Source organism: Maribacter sp. Hel_I_7, assembly GCF_000688315.1.
Lineage (GTDB): Bacteria > Bacteroidota > Bacteroidia > Flavobacteriales > Flavobacteriaceae > Maribacter > Maribacter stanieri.
Genome location: NZ_JHZW01000003.1, coordinates 1,105,862 through 1,122,577, shown reverse-complemented (window position 1 = coordinate 1,122,577; position 16,716 = coordinate 1,105,862). Strand labels below are relative to the sequence as shown.

Sequence of the window (16,716 nt, the reverse complement as noted above, 5' to 3'; positions counted from 1 at the left end):
TCTTGCCTTTAAATTTTTAATAATAGGTAAATCGACGCACTTTGGCTATATATTTAGCTAAACGAATTACTTGATGAGAATAGCCATATTCGTTATCATACCATATATAAAGGATAATGTTTTTACCTGTACTTGATACAATGGTAGCCATACTATCATAAATTGAAGGGGCAGAAGTCCCAATAATATCTGATGAAACCAATTCTTTATCTAGCGAGTATTTAATTTGCTCTACTAAATCACCTTCTAATGCGTATTTCTTAATCATAGAATTTACGCCTTCTAGAGATGTTTTTTGACTTACATCTAAGTTTAAGATAGCTAATGAACCGTTAGGTACAGGAACCCGAATGGCATTAGACGTCAATTTGCCGTCTAATGAAGGTAATGCTTTGGTTACCGCTTGCCCTGCGCCAGTTTCGGTTATTACCATGTTAAGTGCTGCAGCACGACCCCTTCTGTATTTACCATGCATATTATCAACCAAATTTTGATCATTGGTATATGCATGTATAGTTTCTAGGTGTCCCTTTTCTATTCCCAATGTTTCTTCTATGGCTTTTAAAATAGGGGTGATAGCGTTTGTAGTACAAGAAGCCGCTGAGAAAATAGCAGTATCGTCTGGATTATATTCTAAATGATTGACTCCGTGAACAATATTAGCTACTTCTTTGCCAGGCGCTGTCAATAGTACTTTTAAAGCACCTTTTGCTTGTAAATGTCTTTCTAATTGTTCTTTATTTCTAAATGCGCCAGTGTTGTCGATAACCAAAGCATCTTTAATACCGTATTCGGTATAATCAATTTCCTCTGGCATGTTAGCATAAATAACATGAACTGTAGTACCATTGATTATCAGTTTAAGGTTGGCATAATCAACTTTAACAGTACCGTTGAAAATCCCATGAACAGAATCAGTTCTAAGTAGACTGGCTCTTTTTTCAAGATTTTCAATACTAGGCTTGCCTCTTACAACGATAGCTCTTAAACGTAATTGATTTCCTTTTCCGGTTTTGGACATTAACTCACGGGCAACTAATCTTCCAATACGTCCAAAGCCATATAACACTACATCTTTTGGCTCAATATTCTTAAAATCTTGAGCAGATTGTAATTTGTCAATCACAAAAGAATTTACATTGTTTAATATATTATTATCCGAGTGGTATTCATAGGTTAATTTACCGATATCTAATTTAGAAGGAGGTAAAACCATATCAGAAATAGAGCGAAGTATTTCTACCGAATCAAAAATAGATATCGGTTTTTGAACAAATTCGCCAGCATACTCATGCAAGTGAATAATATCGCTTACATTTTTGTCAATAACCTGATTTTTAAAAAGAACAATTTCAATGGATTTATCATACCATAAATCGCTTACGATTTTAATGAATTCAGTCGTAGCTTTTCTACGATCAGCTTGAAATGCGAGCTCTTTTTCAAATGTGGTCTGTGGAGCCATAATTAGTTGATTGATTTTATAATTCGCACAAAACTAGAAAAATTAAGTACTTTAAATAAATATTTTTCAAAAAAAAGCCTTCGTTTTTGCGAAGGCTGTATTTTATATTGAATTTTTATTGAAAGATAAGTCGGTCTCGTTCACCATTTGAACCTAGCATTGTAATAACTGTTTTGCCGTATTTAGATATTCCGCCAAAAGCATTATAGGCATCATCGATATTCCCAATTTCGTTATCGTCAATTTTAACGATTACTTTTTCAGATAAACCATAGCCTCTATATCTTTCAGGTACCCCTATAATTTTTACGCCAGTTTTTGTTTTATACACCTTTTTGTCATGCTCTGTAAGGTTTTTTACCTCAAGACCCATTTCTGGGACAACCAAAGTTTGTCTTTCTTTAAGTGTCAATGGTAAAATTAATTCTTCATCTTTTCTATTGATAAGAAATTGCAAAGTATCTCCAGGTCTCTTGGTTGATAGATATCCGGTTAAATCAGGATATTTATGTACATCAATTTCATCCACCTTCTTAATGATATCGCCTACAATAATTCCGGCTTCTTGCGCTGCAGATTCCTCTTCAACAAGTTCTATATATACACCGTCAATATTATTTATGCCTCTTTCAATAGCATCTCTTGTGTTTATTGGCGCCGGGCTAATTCCCATAAAACCTTTTTGAACATTACCATATTCTAAAATATCCTGAACAACTTTCTTGGCAATATTACTAGGTACCGCAAAAGAATAGCCTACATAAGAACCTGTTTGGGAGGTGATAGCGGTATTGATACCGACAAGATCACCATTAGTATTTACTAAAGCACCGCCAGAGTTGCCAGGATTTACGGCGGCATCTGTTTGTATAAAAGATTGATTCTTTCCTAAGTTACGTGCTTTAGCACTTACGATACCGGCAGTAACCGTAGAGGTTAAATTAAATGGATTGCCTACGGCCAATACCCATTCTCCAATTTTTGTATGATCCGAATCACCAAAAGCTAAATAAGGTAATTTTTCTTCCGGATCTATTTTAATTAACGCAATGTCAGAATTAGGATCGGTCCCAATTAGTTCTGCATTATATGTTCTATTGTTATTTAGTGTTACCTGTAACTGATTTGCTTTATTGATAACATGGTTATTTGTTACAATATAACCGTCTGATGAAATAATAACACCTGATCCAGTACCTACTTGCGGTACGGATCTACCACCACCATTTCCGTAAAAAATATCGAATATATTGGCAGGAGCTTTACTTATGGTAATGTTCTTAACGTGTACCACTGCATTTACCGTGTTTTCGGCTGCAGAAGTAAAATCAACTTCATTGATACCTGCTCCTCTTGCGGAAGTGGGGGTGTAACTAGCATTTACAAAACCATTGTTACTATCTTGGGTGATAATTGTAAAATTTTCCTTTTCGAAAAATAGTTTGTAGGCACCCAATGTAATCGCACCTGCAAAAACGGATACAAATAGGAGACTTGCTATTCTTTTCATATTCATTAAAGTTTTAACGTATTCTGCACAAAATTACTTGTTTTTATGTTATATAATAAGCGTTTAACTACTTTTTAACTACCAAGCAAAACGTAATTATGTGCTATCTTTGAAGCTATTATACTAGCATGGAAAATATATTTTATAAATACCAAGGTACGGGAAATGATTTTGTGATGATTGATAATCGCAAAGGACTGTTTCCGAAAGAAGATAGTGCTTTAATAGCTAAGGTTTGCCATAGAAGATTTGGAATAGGTGCAGACGGACTTATTTTGTTGGAGAATGATGCGGAAACCGATTTTAGAATGGTTTATTTTAATGCCGATGGTAATGAAGGTAGTATGTGTGGTAATGGTGGTAGATGTATTGTCGCTTTCGCTCATTTTCTGAATGTCATTGGTAGGAAAACTGTTTTTATTGCTGTAGACGGCTTGCATGAGGCAACAATCGATAATAATGTTGTTAGCCTTAAAATGATGGATGTTAACGAGGTGAAAGAAAAGACAAATGCCCTATATATGAATACAGGATCCCCGCACCACGTTCAAATGGTCAACGAATTAAAATCATTTGATGTTGCAAAAGAAGGAGCGCGTATGCGTTATGGCATTTATGGAGAGAAGGGTAGTAATATTAATTTTGTGGAACCCAATGCTTCTGGTGGTTTTGATATAAGAACTTACGAGCGTGGTGTGGAAGATGAAACATTATCATGTGGTACAGGGGTAACAGCTGTTGCAATAGGGATGTACCATTTGGGAAATACAAAGGAAAAAACAATACCTATAAATGCGCTAGGAGGTAATTTAGAGGTTTCATTTAAAGAAAATAATGGATTGTACTATGATATTTATTTAAAGGGCGAAGCAAAACAAGTATTTAAAGGAGAATTAACGTGGTAAAATTAAAAGGAAAACAGATTTATCTAAGGGCTTTGGAGCAAAAGGACCTTAATTTTCTGTACGAACTAGAGAATAATACCGAAGTCTGGGAGGTAAGTGGAACCATTACTCCGTTCTCAAAAGATGTTTTGCAACTTTATTTAGATAATGCCCATCGAGATATTTATGATGTAAAGCAGTTAAGATTGGTAATATGTACAAATGAGCATAAATCCGTTGGTCTAATTGATGTATTTGATTTTGATCCAAATCATAGACGTGCCGGGATTGGTATTATTGTTTTAGATGAGAATCAAAGAAATAAAGGAATAGGGGCAGAGGCAATAATTTTGTTGTGTGATTATTTGTTTGACGTTTTAGGGCTAAAACAGGTATATGCTAATATACTAGAGGAAAATGCTCCAAGTCTACACTTGTTCAAAAAACTAAATTTTGTAACCGTGGGAATTAAGAAAGATTGGGTGCGATTTAAGAATACCTTTAAGAATGAATTATTATTGCAAAAAATAAATAACTAATGTACATCAAACGTATTTTATTGGGTATTGCGCTCGTAGGTTTAATTGGGGGCGGAATTTTTGCCTACATAGTATTTGGAACTTTCTTTACCCCAAATACAAATTTTAATAATGACGAAGCTATAGTTTTTATTCCAAGCAATGCATCCGTAAGTGATTTGGAAGAACGTCTTGCACCTTTATTAGATGACTTCAGTTCGTTTAAATCTGCAGCAGATAGAAAAGGGTATTTAAGTAATATAAAACCTGGTAGATATAAGATAACTAAAGGGATGAATAACAATGAGATAGTAAACTCATTGCGAAGTGGAAATTTACCTGTAAAAGTATCTTTTAATAATCAGGAAAGTATAAATGATCTAGCTGGTAGAATTGCTAGTCAAATTGAAGCCGATAGTGTTGCCTTGGTTGCAGCGTTTGATGATAAAGAGTTTTTGAAAGCCAACGGCTTTGATGATGATAATAAAATTTCACTATACATTCCTAACAGTTATGAGTTTTTCTGGAATACTTCAGCAGAAGGTTTTAGGGGTAGAATGTTAAAGGAGTATAATCGTTTTTGGACAGATACCCGTAAAGAAAAAGCTAGTGCATTGGGTTTAAAGCCTAATGAAGTTATTGCTTTAGCATCTATAGTCCATAAAGAAACCGCAAAAGTAGATGAAAGACCAACCGTTGCAGGGGTTTATCTTAATAGATTAAGAAAGGGTATGTTGTTACAGGCAGATCCAACTGTTATTTATGCTATTAAGAAAGAAACCGGTAATTACGATACTATCATTAAAAGAGTCTTGTATAGAGATTTGGAGATGGATTCGCCATATAATACTTATAAGTATGCTGGTTTGCCTCCTGGACCAATTGCAATGCCAGATATTACGGCCATCGATGCTGTTTTAAATCCTAAAAAACATAACTATTATTACTTCGTTGCAAATGTCGAAAAGTTCGGATATCACATGTTTGCAGAGAATTTAACGCAACATAACCGAAATAAAGAGCAGTACATCCGATGGATTAATGCTCAGAAAATCAATAGGTAAGCTTTTAACCGAGTTTTAGAACTTGTTAACTAAATCTAGATTCTTTTAACAGAACCTTTTTAAACTCTTATTATTTCCGTTCTACCTTTGCCGCAGAAATTTAAGCAAGCAAAAAGTAGTCGCCGTAAGTCTTAAGAAATAAAAAGTATGAAAAGATGGATATTAGCAAGTTGTCCTCTTATTGTGATGTTTATTTTATCTGGTTATGGATTTAAACCTTTTAAGGTTGAAGTGCCTGAGCAGCTAAGAGTAAAAGAACCTACTTTAGTTTCGTTTCCTCAAGACGAAGCTCTATTATCAAATTATCAAATTGCACCACCATTTTTAGGTAGTCAATTTATAGGCTTTAAAGAAGCATTAGCTTTTAAAGAGTCTCAAGGCAATTATTTTGTAACTAACACTTTTGGGTATTTAGGTAAATATCAATTTGGATTAGGTACGTTAGAATTGGTCGGTGTTTATAACGGAAATCAGTTTTTGAACAATCCTGTATTGCAGGAAAAAGTTTTTCTTGTAAATACCTCTCGTAACAAATGGATTTTAAGACGAGATATTAAACGCTTCGTTGGTGTATATATGAATGGAGTGGAAGTTACAGAATCTGGTATTTTGGCAGCAGCTCATTTAGCAGGGCCAGGTAACGTAAAGTTATATTTAAGATCACATGGTCGTATGGAAATCAGCGACGGATACGGTACAAGTATCTCTAATTATATGAAAAAGTTTTCGGGTTATGATGTTTCAATGATTGAAGCTAAACGCAACCCAAGAATATAAAAGTTTAAGTGGATATGAAAAAGAGGAACCTTGACATTTAATTGTCAAGGTTTTTTTTATGCTTGAATTATAAAAATTGCAGGTCTTTTATGTAAATCTACGTTTTCCCTTTTCCAATTAATGGCAGTCTTGGTTTTAATATATTCTGTTGGTAAGGTTATATCAGCGGCAACACATACCCTAGTACTAGGAGCTAAAGTTTTAATTAGTTCTTCTAGCATTTTATTGTTTCGGTAAGGGGTTTCTATAAACACCTGCGACTGTTTTTCTTCTTTAGATTTGCGTTCTAAGTTTTTAATGTACTTTTTGCGCTCAGTACCTTCAATAGGTAAATAGCCGTTGAATGCAAAATTTTGACCGTTCATGCCACTTGCCATTAATGCCAATAAAATAGAGGATGGCCCAACCAAAGGAATTACCTGAATATTTTTATCGTGGGCAATCTTTACGACAGCAGCACCTGGATCGGCAATACCGGGGCAACCTGCTTCTGAAAGGATACCAACATCAAAGCCTTCTAAGCATGGGTTTAAAAAACTAGGAATTTCTTCAGGTTCCGTAAATTTGTTTAAAACGAGTAGTTTTAAACTGGGTTGAGATTTTCTAGGGCTAATTTTTTTTATAAAATGTCGAGCAGTCTTTTCGTTTTCTACCACATAGTGGTCTAACCTTTCTATGGTTTGTTTAATTGAAATTGGTAAAACTTCTAAAGGAGGCATATCGCCCAATGTAGAAGGTATCAAATAAACTTTACCTATTTTACCGTTTTGTGTGCTCATTTATTTACTTTCTAATCTTGCGGCAATAATGTTACAAGCTTTGTCTATCATTTGAAATGCTTGTTCAAATCCGTCTTCAGCGTCATAGTATGGGTCTGGAACTTCAATATGTTCAGTGTTCAATTCACTTAAAAGTAGTTTGACTTTCTCGGCATCTTCTTTTCTTCTGGCTAAATGAATTATATTACCATAATTGCTTTTGTCCATGGCATAGATTAAGTCAAAAGTATCAAAATCTGAAACTGTAAATTTTCTGCATACCTGAGAGCTAATATCTATACCGTGTTCATGAGCAACCTTAATGGATCTTGGGTCTGGTGCATTACCTACATGGTATCCGGCAGTTCCTGCGGAGTCAACGTAAATATTTGTAGCATCAACTTTACTTTTAAGAATGCCTTCTGCCAATGGCGACCTGCAAATATTACCTAGGCAAACCATTAACACCTTCATGTAAAGTAAATTTTAAGAGAATTTCTTTGTTAAGTCGTCGATATACTTACGAAATTGTTTATCTGTCTCTGCTAAGTTATCTACGGTTTTACAAGCATGTAAAACGGTAGCGTGATCTCTTTTTCCAATTTGAGAACCTATACTGGCTAACGATGCCTTAGTAAACTTTTTAGCGAAAAACATAGCTAGCTGTCTTGCTTGTACAATATGCCTTTTTCTAGTTTTTGACTGTAAAGTGGCAACATCCATTTCAAAGTAATCAGAAACTACTTTTTGTATGTAATCAATTGAAACTTCTCGTTTAGTATTCTTAACGAATTTTTCAACAACTTGCTGTGCAAGTTCTATAGTTACTTCTCTCTTGTTTAAAGTAGATTGTGCAATTAAAGAAATAATGGCACCTTCTAGTTCTCTTATGTTTGACTTAATATGCTTTGCAACATACTCAATAATGTCTTCAGGTATTTCAACACCGTCTCTATATAATTTATTCTTTAAGATAGAGATTCTTGTTTCGTAATCTGGACTTTGCAATTCTGCAGATAATCCCCATTTAAAACGAGAAAGTAAACGTTGTTCAATATCCTGCATATCTACAGGAGCTTTGTCTGAAGTAAGTATTACTTGTTTTCCATTTTGATGTAAGTGATTGAAAATATGGAAGAACACATCTTGTGTACCAGATTTCCCAGATAAGAATTGAACATCGTCAATAATCAAAACATCTATTAACTGATAGAAATGGATAAAATCATTTCTAGTATTTTTCTTTACCGATTCTATGTACTGTTGCGTAAATTTCTCAGCAGAAATATATAAAACGGTACGTTCTGGGTATTTATCTTTTATTTCAACACCAATAGCGTGTGCTAAGTGTGTTTTTCCAAGACCAACACCTCCAAAAACTAAAAGCGGATTAAATGAGGTGCCACCTGGTTTGTTGGCAACTGCCATACCTGCAGATCTTGCTAAACGGTTAGAATCACCCTCTAGGAAATTATCAAAATTGTAATTAGGGTTTAATTGCGATTCTATTTTTATATTTCTTATCCCTGGAATTACAAAAGGATTACGTAATTCTGGGTTTTTAGACTTAATTGGAACATCCATTTCCTGAGCTGCCATTGCACCTCTGTTAGAACTAGGAATCTTTTCAGTAAAAGGTTCTTTGTTTCCGTAGGTATTCTCCATACGAATGATGTATACCAATTTTGCTGTTTCTCCTAATTCTTTGGTAAGAGCTACTTTTAAAAGTTTAACATAATGTTCTTCTAGCCACTCGTAAAAGAATTTACTTGGAACTTGAATACTTAATGCGTTTTCAGATAGCTTAACAGGCTTGATAGGTTCAAACCATGTTTTGAATGCCTGCGGTTGGATATTATCCTTAATAAACACCAAACAGTTTTTCCATACGGAATTTGCAGTAACACTCATAATAAATTTTACACTTTTAATGGTTAGCGTTGAGCTATAGGTGATTAAATTAAATCAACATAGGTTCTCGTTCAACTTGGGCAAATATGTGAACAAATTATTGAAAAAAAAAATCGATTGTCATTGAATTTAACCTTTTTTTTTCTCATGTTCGTTTACTCAATAGGGGAGCTTTTAAATATATACTTTTTACTTTAAATAAATGCGAACAAACGAAATTTCTTTTCGAATAAGATACAGTGAAACAGACCAGATGGGCGTTGTCTATCATGGCAATTATGCTCAATATCTAGAATTAGCAAGAGTTGAATGGTTAAGGTCGTTAGGAATTTCTTACAAAAGCATGGAAGAAGGAGGTATAATGCTTCCGGTAATAAGTTTATCGATCAATTTTTTAAAGCCGGCTTTGTATGATGATTTGATAACGGTTAAGGTTATATTGAATAAAAAACCTGCTGTACGAATTGAATTTGATTATGAAATAATAAACGAAGCAGGAGAATTATTGGCTACAGCAAATACTGTTTTGGTTTTTATGGATATGAAACGAAAAAGACCTACCAAATGTCCACAGGTGTTATTGGATAAATTGAAGTATTAGAAACTAGTCAATTTCCTTTGTTTCTAATTTGTGATGTGCTTTTAAAAGTTTTACTGTTTTTTTGAAATCACTTTTGTTCACGGATAAAACCATTTTACATTTTAAATGTAAATCTTGTGATATAATGTTCAGTTGGTGTTTTTTTACTAATCGCATTACAATATCCATTTCTGAGTATTCAAAAATTACCGACACTTGTTTCTGTAAAACCTTAGTTATTATTTTGGCATTTTCTAAAGCTAACTTTGCAGCCTCTTTATATGCACTAATTAAACCGCCTACACCTAGTTTTGTTCCACCAAAAACACGAACAACAGCAACTAATGTGTTAGTGACATCAAAAGACTGTAATTGACCATAAATGGGCATACCTGCAGAATTGTTAGGTTCGCCATCGTCATTTGCACGATAAGATTTTGTTTCAATACCCATTTGCCAAGCATAACAAACATGATTGGCCGTAGGGTATTCTTTTCTTAATGCTTCAATATGTGCTTTAATAGTTTCTTCATCGGATACAGGAAAACAATATCCATAAAATTTACTCTTTCGTTCTTTGAACAAAATAGGTTCAGATGGTTTCGAAATAGTTTTATAGGTATCCATATAAATTAATTGGGCTTGTTTTACAGGTAAGTCATTAATCGTTGACCAAATGCTACTAAAACAATACTAAATATAGCTAATCCTATGCCGAACCAGTTTTTAACCGTTAGGCGTTCTCTAAACAATATAATACCCAATAAAGTTGAGAACATAACTATTGCTACATTGTTTATCGTAAAAACAGATGCACTGTTCCATGTAGGGTGTTGCAACGCTTTAAGTAAAAAAAAGATGGAGAAATAATTAGGTACTCCAAGGCAAATACCGCCAATAATATTTTTTAAATTTACTTTTAGTTGCTGTTGGGTAGATTTAAACCCAATAAAAAATAATCCAAATATTCCAGCAGAAGCAAACACTGTTGCCGAAAATAACGCATATTCTTCTTCGGGCATATGGGCATCTTGAAAGTATTTTATACTAGTATCTATTATACCTGATCCTAGAAAAACTAGTACCGGAAGGGCAAATGCCCATTTCTCCGCTTTAATTTTATTCTTTTTTAATGATGTAAAGTAAACCGCTAAAAGGGCTAAAACAATTCCAAAAACTTCTAATTTGTAAAGTTCTTCTTTATAAAAAAAAACACTGAATAATACGGGAATCGTTAGTGACATTTTGGTGGCAACAGAAGCAACGGATACTCCTAATTTTTGGGAGGTTGCCGCCATTAGGTTGAAAATTACTATAAATAATAATCCTAAGGCTAAACTTCCCCAAAACCAACTTTTCTGGGTTATATCACCTAGGTTAATTGGTTCTTTATAATACAGAATACCTACGGTACAAGCCACAAAGTAATTAGTGATTATGGCGTAAATTGTTTGAACCTGATATTTGGCATATAATTTAAAGACTACGAAAATTAAACTAGAAAAAAGGATGCTGAATGCTAAATACATCATTTTAAAGATGACTTAAGATTTCTTGTACATCATCTTTGCCTACTTGAAGGTTCCAACAGTGTATTCCCAATTTAGAAGCACTATCAGTATTTTCCTTGGTGTCATCCACAAAAAATGTTTCGTCGGCTATTAGTTTGTTATCGCTTAGAACTTTTTCGTAAATGTTAGCATTAGGTTTACGCATTTTCATTTCTTGAGAAAGATAGAAAACCTCAAAACAATTTTGAAACCTATTAAATCGTTGCATTCCCATAGCGTCTTTTACTTTTTCTATATGTAGGTCGTTGGTATTGCTCAATAAGAATAATCTGTATTGTTTGTCGCTTTTTAATTTCTCGATGAAAGTTAGTCGCTCTTCAGGAAAATCTAAAATTATAGAGTTCCATGCATCTCTAATTTGTTCTTTAGTAGCATTGGTGAAAATAGCTTGTAGTTTATCAACAAATTCATCAGACTCCATTAAGCCCATCTCATATTCCTTGAAAATGCCATCTAATTCTGGAGTTAATTCGGTGAACCCGAATTTTGCCATTTCTAACAAAGGAGCTTGCTTATTTAAATTGATGAAAATATCACCAAAATCAAATATGATGTTTTTAATCATTTCTTACTATGGTTAATTGGTCGGTTAAAATTTGAACTTGTTTTTTAATTCGCCCTTCAATTTTTGGAGCCTTTAACCCTGAATAAAAACTAGTAGCTCCTTTAAAAATTCGGGCTTCGTCCCATAAATTAGATTCTATAAAGCTTTTTAAAGTTTGTGAACCACCTTCAATAATTATGCTCTGAATCTGTTCGGTATACAGCATATCGCAAATTTGTTGCGGTAATTTAGATTTGAAATCTAATACTTTATAATCGACACCTTTCTTGTAGAGACTGCTGTCTTTTATTTCTGTGCAAATAATTGTTTTTTGTTTTCCGTCAAGCACGTGAAAATTATCTGAAATTTTCAAGCTTCTATCAATAATCACTCTGGTTGGCGGTTTTCCTGCCCAGTCCCTTAAATTCAATTGAGGGTTATCAGCTAAAACGGTATTAGTGCCTACCAAAATACCAGGTTCATCACTACGCCATTTGTGAACTAATTGTCTTGATCTAGTGTTGGTAATCCAAAAAGGTTTTTTTTCTTCGCCACGTTTTAATGGTTCTGGGGCAATAAATCCATCTGCAGTTTCTGCCCATTTTAAAATGATATAAGGTCGCTTTTTGGTAAAAAAAGTAAGGAAACGTTTATGGTGTTCTTTACATTCATTCTTAAGAATACCAACTTTTACATTGCAACCTGCCGATTCTAATTTTTTAATTCCATTACCAGCAACCTTTTTGTGAGGGTCTTTTAATCCTATTACAACATTAGGTATCCCCATCTTAACAATCAAATCAGCGCAAGGCGGAGTTTTACCATAATGAGAACAAGGTTCTAAGGTTACATAAATGGTAGATGATTTTAAAAGTGAAATATCAGAGACCGAGTTAATGGCATTAACCTCAGCGTGAGAACCACCGTATGCACTGGTAAATCCTTCGCCTATAATTCTATCTTTATGTACAATAACGGCACCAACCATAGGGTTTGGAGCTGTAGTTCCAAGTCCGTTTTTAGCTACTTGAATACAACGAAGCATGTATTTTTCATCTGTAGAAAGAGAAACTAAATGTAACGGCATCGAATTGTTGGTATCTAGATTATTAATGGACATCAGACTTTAACATTATACGCATATCACGTATCTTCACACCTCAAAAATAGTACTTTAAAACCTATTGCATTATTGATATGGAAAATGTCGTGATCCGCGAAATTAGAAAGGAAGATAACCCACAAGTAGCCAAAGTTATACGGCAAGTGTTGGCAGACTTAGGTGTGCCAAAAGTAGGTACGGCTTATGAAGATCCCTCATTAGATCAAATGTTTGAGCATTATGAGAAACCTAAGGCAACTTATTTTGTTGCAGAGGCTAATGGTTCTATTTTAGGTTGCGCTGGTGTTGCGCAGTTAGACAATTATGAAGGTAATGTGAGTGAGCTTCAGAAAATGTACTTTTTAGAAGAGGCGAGAGGTAAAGGTGTAGGTCACAAAATGATAACGGTATGTTTAGAACGTGCCAAAGAATATGGTTTTGATGCCTGTTATTTAGAGACCATGCCAAATATGGAGGCTGCTCAAAAATTATATAAGAAAATGGGATTTGAATATATTGATGCCAGAATGGGAGATACAGGTCATTATTCTTGTCCCGTTTTTATGCTTAAAACATTCTAACTGTGCTTTTAAGAGAAATCAAATATATATATCATTCAGAATTAGATGCTATCTACGGTAAAGAAGAAGTGAATAGTTTCTTCTATTTACTCATTGAACATTATTTTGATTTAGAACGTTTTATTTTGGCAATTCAGCCAGAGCTGGTAATTGATAAAAAACAGGAAACTGTTATATTCCAAGCCTTATCAGAATTAAAACTAGAGAAGCCTATTCAGCATATTATTGGAACTACCCACTTTATGGATTTAGATTTTAAGGTGAATGAGCATGTATTAATACCAAGACCAGAAACTGAAGAATTAGTCCGTTGGATTTTAGATGATTATAAGAATACCGCAAAAATCTTGACCATTTTAGATATGGGTACAGGTAGTGGTTGTATTCCTATTTCTTTGGATAAAAACCTGACGGATGCAAAAGTATTCGGGTTAGATATTTCAAAGGATGCTTTAAAAGTAGCTGAGGAAAATAACGCTTTGCTGAATTCAGATGTGAAATTTTACGAAGCAGATATATTGTCTTTGGATATGGAAACCTCAGAAAAAGAGTTAGATGAAAAATTTGATATTATTATTTCTAATCCGCCATATGTACGAGAATTAGAAAAAGCAGAAATGCAAAATAATGTTATAGACCATGAGCCTAGTTTAGCACTTTTTGTACCGGACGAAGACCCGTTAAAGTTTTATAGCGCAGTGGTTAATTTTGCAGCTAATCATTTAAATGAAAATGGTTGTTTGTATTTAGAGATTAATCAGTATTTAGGAGAAGAAACTAAACAATTATTAGAGAAGTCTAATTTTAAGACTATTGAGTTGCGAAAAGATATGTTTGGCAATGACCGCATGATAAAAGGAATAAGAAAATGAAAAGTATAGTAGTATTTTGCGGTAGTAGTGAAGGCGTCGATCCTGTGTATGGATCGAAAGCATATGAATTGGGAGAGACTTTCGCAAAGAAAACTATTCAGCTAGTGTATGGTGGAGCCAAAATTGGCATCATGGGTAAAGTTGCCCAAGGTGTCTTGGATAATGACGGAAAAGTAATTGGCGTAATTCCTATATTTTTAAAAAAGAAAGAAGTCGTTCATGAGGGGTTGACTGAATTAATAGTTACCCAAAATATGCATGAACGTAAGCTGAAAATGCATGATTTATCCGACGGCATACTAATGCTTCCTGGCGGATTTGGAACTCTAGAAGAATTTTTTGAAATGTTGACCTGGTCACAATTGGGACTACATCAATATCCGATAGGAATATTAAATACAAACGGCTTTTATGATTCTCTTCTAAAGATGATGCATGATATGGTCAACGAAGGGTTTGTAAAACAGGAACATATAAATACTATTTTGGTAGATGATGATATAGATTCATTACTAAAGAAAATGGAAAATTACACTCCGTTACCAACACCAAAATGGATTAATAAAGAGCAGCTTTAAGGAATATGAAGGCAAAAATAGAAGCACTAAGAAAAGAGTTACGAGAGCATAATCATAATTACTATGTGTTGGATAATCCGACCATTTCTGATTATGAGTTCGATATGAAATTGAAAGAATTGCAAGAGCTGGAGGCAAAGCATCCAGAATTCTATGATGCAAGTTCCCCTTCACTTCGTGTTGGTGGTATGATCACCAAGAATTTTGCAACCGTAGTTCATGAACATAGAATGTATTCTTTAGACAACTCATATTCCAAAGAAGATTTAGAAGATTGGGAGAAACGTATTCAGCGTAACCTAGGTGATGTGCCCGTTGCATTTACGTGCGAATTAAAGTACGATGGTGCATCTATCAGTATAACGTATGAAAAAGGGAAGCTGGTAAAAGCAGTTACCCGTGGAGACGGAATTCAAGGAGATGACGTTACTAATAATATCAAAACCATTAAATCGGTTCCATTACAACTAAAGGGAGATTACCCGGAGAAGTTTGATATACGAGGAGAGATTGTATTACCGTTCGAGGGATTCATGAAAATGAATGAAGAACGAGTGGCAAATGGTGAAGACCCATACATGAACCCTAGAAATACAGCTTCGGGTAGTTTAAAGCTTCAAGATAGTAGCGCAGTAGCGCAAAGACCGTTAGAGTGTTTGTTGTATAGCATTGTTGGCAGAAATCTAAATATAGACTCTCAGTTTCATATGTTAGAGAAAGCCCGTGAATGGGGCTTTAAAGTACCAACAGTGGCAAAACTTTGCCAAACTACAGATGAAGTTATGGCATTTGTAGAGGAGTGGGATGTAAAACGACATGAGTTGCCTTATGAAACAGATGGAGTGGTGATTAAAGTAAATAGTCTTCAGAATCAAGATGAATTAGGTTATACGGCTAAAGCTCCACGATGGGCAATGGCGTATAAGTTTAAGGCAGAGCAGGTATTTACAGTTTTAAATGAAATTACGTATCAAGTAGGTCGTACAGGAGCTATTACTCCCGTTGCCAATTTAGAACCGGTTTTATTGGCAGGTACTACGGTTAAAAGAGCATCTTTACACAATGCTGATCAAATAGCAAAATTAGATATACGAGTTGGTGATACTGTGTTCGTAGAAAAAGGAGGAGAAATTATCCCTAAAATCATAGCGGTAGACTTATCTAAAAGACCTGCAGATTCAAAACCTACGGAGTATATACATCAGTGTCCAGAATGTGGCACAGAGCTTACCCGTACAGAAGGTGATGCTAAACATTACTGTCCTAATGAATACGGCTGTCCGCCACAGATAACAGGTCGTATTCAGCATTTCATTTCAAGAAAGGCAATGGATATTGAAGGCTTAGGTGGTGAGACCGTAGAATTATTGTTTAAAGAAGGTTTAATAGACGATTATGCGGATTTGTATAAACTTACCAAAGAAGATGTGTTGCCCTTGGAGCGAATGGCTGAGAAGTCCGCCGAGAATCTGGTAAAAGGCGTATCAGAATCTGTGCAAGTTCCTTTTGAACGTGTACTATTTGCTTTAGGTATTCGTTTTGTAGGGGAGACGGTAGCTAAGAAATTAGCAAAAGCCTATAAGAATATCGATGCTCTGAAAGAAGCGACATTAGAGCACTTAACTTCAGTAGATGAAATAGGGGAGCGAATAGCACAGAGTGTTATTGATTTTTTTGCAAACGAAAAGAATATTGATGCAATAGAGCGCTTACGAAGCTACGGTGTACAATTGGCTATTTCTGCAGAGAAGTTAGAGAACCAGACCAACAAGTTAGCAGGGAATACTTTCGTGGTTTCTGGAGTTTTTGAAATTCTAAGTAGAGACGAGCTTAAAAAGAAAATAGAAGATAATGGTGGTAAAGTAGGTACTTCTATATCATCTAAAACCAGTTATTTAGTAGCTGGGGATAAAATGGGGCCTAGTAAACGTACAAAAGCCGAAAAGCTAGAAATTCCTATTATTAGTGAACAAGATTTTATAAATATGATAGCATAAATTA

18 protein-coding genes are annotated in these 16,716 nt (G+C 34.5%); 9 read left to right on the top strand and 9 right to left on the bottom strand.

Translation table 11 applies throughout. The annotated features are described in order from the left end of the window. Positions 1-16: 16 nt before the first annotated feature. Together P178_RS0116625 and P178_RS0116620 are read right to left on the bottom strand one after the other, a co-directional pair. Positions 17-1,465 (bottom strand): glyceraldehyde-3-phosphate dehydrogenase, encoded by a 1,449-nt coding sequence (locus P178_RS0116625; protein ID WP_027067283.1) that lies wholly within the window; start codon positions 1,463-1,465, stop codon positions 17-19. A 115-nt stretch (positions 1,466-1,580) separates the two neighbouring features. Then, positions 1,581-2,975 carry a S1C family serine protease gene (locus P178_RS0116620; RefSeq protein ID WP_027067282.1) on the bottom strand — a complete coding sequence of 465 codons (1,395 nt, stop codon included), beginning with the start codon at positions 2,973-2,975 and terminating at the stop codon, positions 1,581-1,583. A gap of 128 nt (positions 2,976-3,103) precedes the next feature. Here P178_RS0116620 and dapF point away from each other — a divergent pair, with 128 nt between their 5' ends. The 4 genes from dapF (at position 3,104) to P178_RS0116600 (ending at position 6,218) form a co-directional block, all read left to right on the top strand. Next, positions 3,104-3,880: a diaminopimelate epimerase gene (dapF, locus tag P178_RS0116615; RefSeq protein ID WP_027067281.1), complete on the top strand. Its 777-nt coding sequence runs from the start codon at positions 3,104-3,106 to the stop codon at positions 3,878-3,880. Then, positions 3,874-4,398 (top strand): GNAT family N-acetyltransferase, encoded by a 525-nt coding sequence (locus P178_RS0116610; protein WP_027067280.1) that lies wholly within the window; start codon positions 3,874-3,876, stop codon positions 4,396-4,398. Before dapF ends, P178_RS0116610 begins: the two co-directional genes overlap by 7 nt. Next, on the top strand, positions 4,398-5,441 hold the full coding sequence (gene mltG / locus P178_RS0116605; RefSeq protein ID WP_027067279.1) for an endolytic transglycosylase MltG: 1,044 nt from the start codon (positions 4,398-4,400) through the stop codon (positions 5,439-5,441). Before P178_RS0116610 ends, mltG begins: the two co-directional genes overlap by 1 nt. Before the next feature lie 147 nt (positions 5,442-5,588). Then, positions 5,589-6,218 (top strand): hypothetical protein, encoded by a 630-nt coding sequence (locus P178_RS0116600; protein WP_027067278.1) that lies wholly within the window; start codon positions 5,589-5,591, stop codon positions 6,216-6,218. Positions 6,219-6,274: 56 nt separating this feature from the next. Here P178_RS0116600 and P178_RS0116595 read toward each other — a convergent pair whose 3' ends face one another. Genes P178_RS0116595 through dnaA form a run of 3 tightly spaced genes read right to left on the bottom strand, consistent with a single transcriptional unit; the run spans position 6,275 to position 8,887 of the window. After that, complete coding sequence (locus P178_RS0116595) at positions 6,275-6,997, bottom strand: SAM-dependent methyltransferase (RefSeq protein WP_027067277.1); 723 nt, start codon at positions 6,995-6,997, stop codon at positions 6,275-6,277. After that, positions 6,998-7,450: a low molecular weight protein-tyrosine-phosphatase gene (locus P178_RS0116590; RefSeq protein ID WP_027067276.1), complete on the bottom strand. Its 453-nt coding sequence runs from the start codon at positions 7,448-7,450 to the stop codon at positions 6,998-7,000. Between the two features lie 12 nt (positions 7,451-7,462). Continuing rightward, positions 7,463-8,887, bottom strand: a complete 1,425-nt coding sequence (dnaA, locus tag P178_RS0116585) for a chromosomal replication initiator protein DnaA (protein ID WP_027067275.1) — start codon at positions 8,885-8,887, stop codon at positions 7,463-7,465. Between the two features lie 202 nt (positions 8,888-9,089). Here dnaA and P178_RS0116580 point away from each other — a divergent pair, with 202 nt between their 5' ends. Then, entirely contained in the window at positions 9,090-9,488 is a 399-nt protein-coding gene (locus tag P178_RS0116580) for an acyl-CoA thioesterase (protein ID WP_027067274.1), read from the top strand. A gap of 3 nt (positions 9,489-9,491) precedes the next feature. Here the strand turns inward: P178_RS0116580 and P178_RS0116575 are convergent, their stop codons facing one another. Genes P178_RS0116575 through ribD form a run of 4 tightly spaced genes read right to left on the bottom strand, consistent with a single transcriptional unit; the run spans position 9,492 to position 12,702 of the window. After that, positions 9,492-10,094, bottom strand: a complete 603-nt coding sequence (locus tag P178_RS0116575) for an IMPACT family protein (RefSeq protein ID WP_027067273.1) — start codon at positions 10,092-10,094, stop codon at positions 9,492-9,494. Between the two features lie 20 nt (positions 10,095-10,114). Then, complete coding sequence (locus tag P178_RS0116570) at positions 10,115-10,999, bottom strand: DMT family transporter (RefSeq protein WP_027067272.1); 885 nt, start codon at positions 10,997-10,999, stop codon at positions 10,115-10,117. Between the two features lies 1 nt (position 11,000). Further along, entirely contained in the window at positions 11,001-11,603 is a 603-nt protein-coding gene (locus P178_RS0116565; RefSeq protein WP_027067271.1) for an HAD family hydrolase, read from the bottom strand. Then, complete coding sequence (gene ribD / locus P178_RS0116560) at positions 11,596-12,702, bottom strand: bifunctional diaminohydroxyphosphoribosylaminopyrimidine deaminase/5-amino-6-(5-phosphoribosylamino)uracil reductase RibD (RefSeq protein WP_231500560.1); 1,107 nt, start codon at positions 12,700-12,702, stop codon at positions 11,596-11,598. Before ribD ends, P178_RS0116565 begins: the two co-directional genes overlap by 8 nt. A 77-nt stretch (positions 12,703-12,779) precedes the next feature. On the opposite strand from ribD, the gene P178_RS0116555 reads away from it, so the two are divergent. From P178_RS0116555 to ligA, 4 genes are read left to right on the top strand one after another with little or no spacing between them, the layout of a single operon-like run. Further along, complete coding sequence (locus P178_RS0116555) at positions 12,780-13,265, top strand: GNAT family N-acetyltransferase (protein ID WP_027067269.1); 486 nt, start codon at positions 12,780-12,782, stop codon at positions 13,263-13,265. Positions 13,266-13,267: 2 nt separating this feature from the next. Further along, entirely contained in the window at positions 13,268-14,137 is an 870-nt protein-coding gene (gene prmC / locus P178_RS0116550; RefSeq protein WP_027067268.1) for a peptide chain release factor N(5)-glutamine methyltransferase, read from the top strand. Beyond that, a complete protein-coding gene (locus P178_RS0116545; RefSeq protein WP_027067267.1) occupies positions 14,134-14,715 on the top strand; it encodes a TIGR00730 family Rossman fold protein in 582 nt (193 codons plus the stop codon). Before prmC ends, P178_RS0116545 begins: the two co-directional genes overlap by 4 nt. 5 nt (positions 14,716-14,720) lie before the next feature. Continuing rightward, entirely contained in the window at positions 14,721-16,712 is a 1,992-nt protein-coding gene (gene ligA, locus P178_RS0116540) for an NAD-dependent DNA ligase LigA (RefSeq protein ID WP_027067266.1), read from the top strand. Positions 16,713-16,716 lie beyond the last annotated feature (4 nt).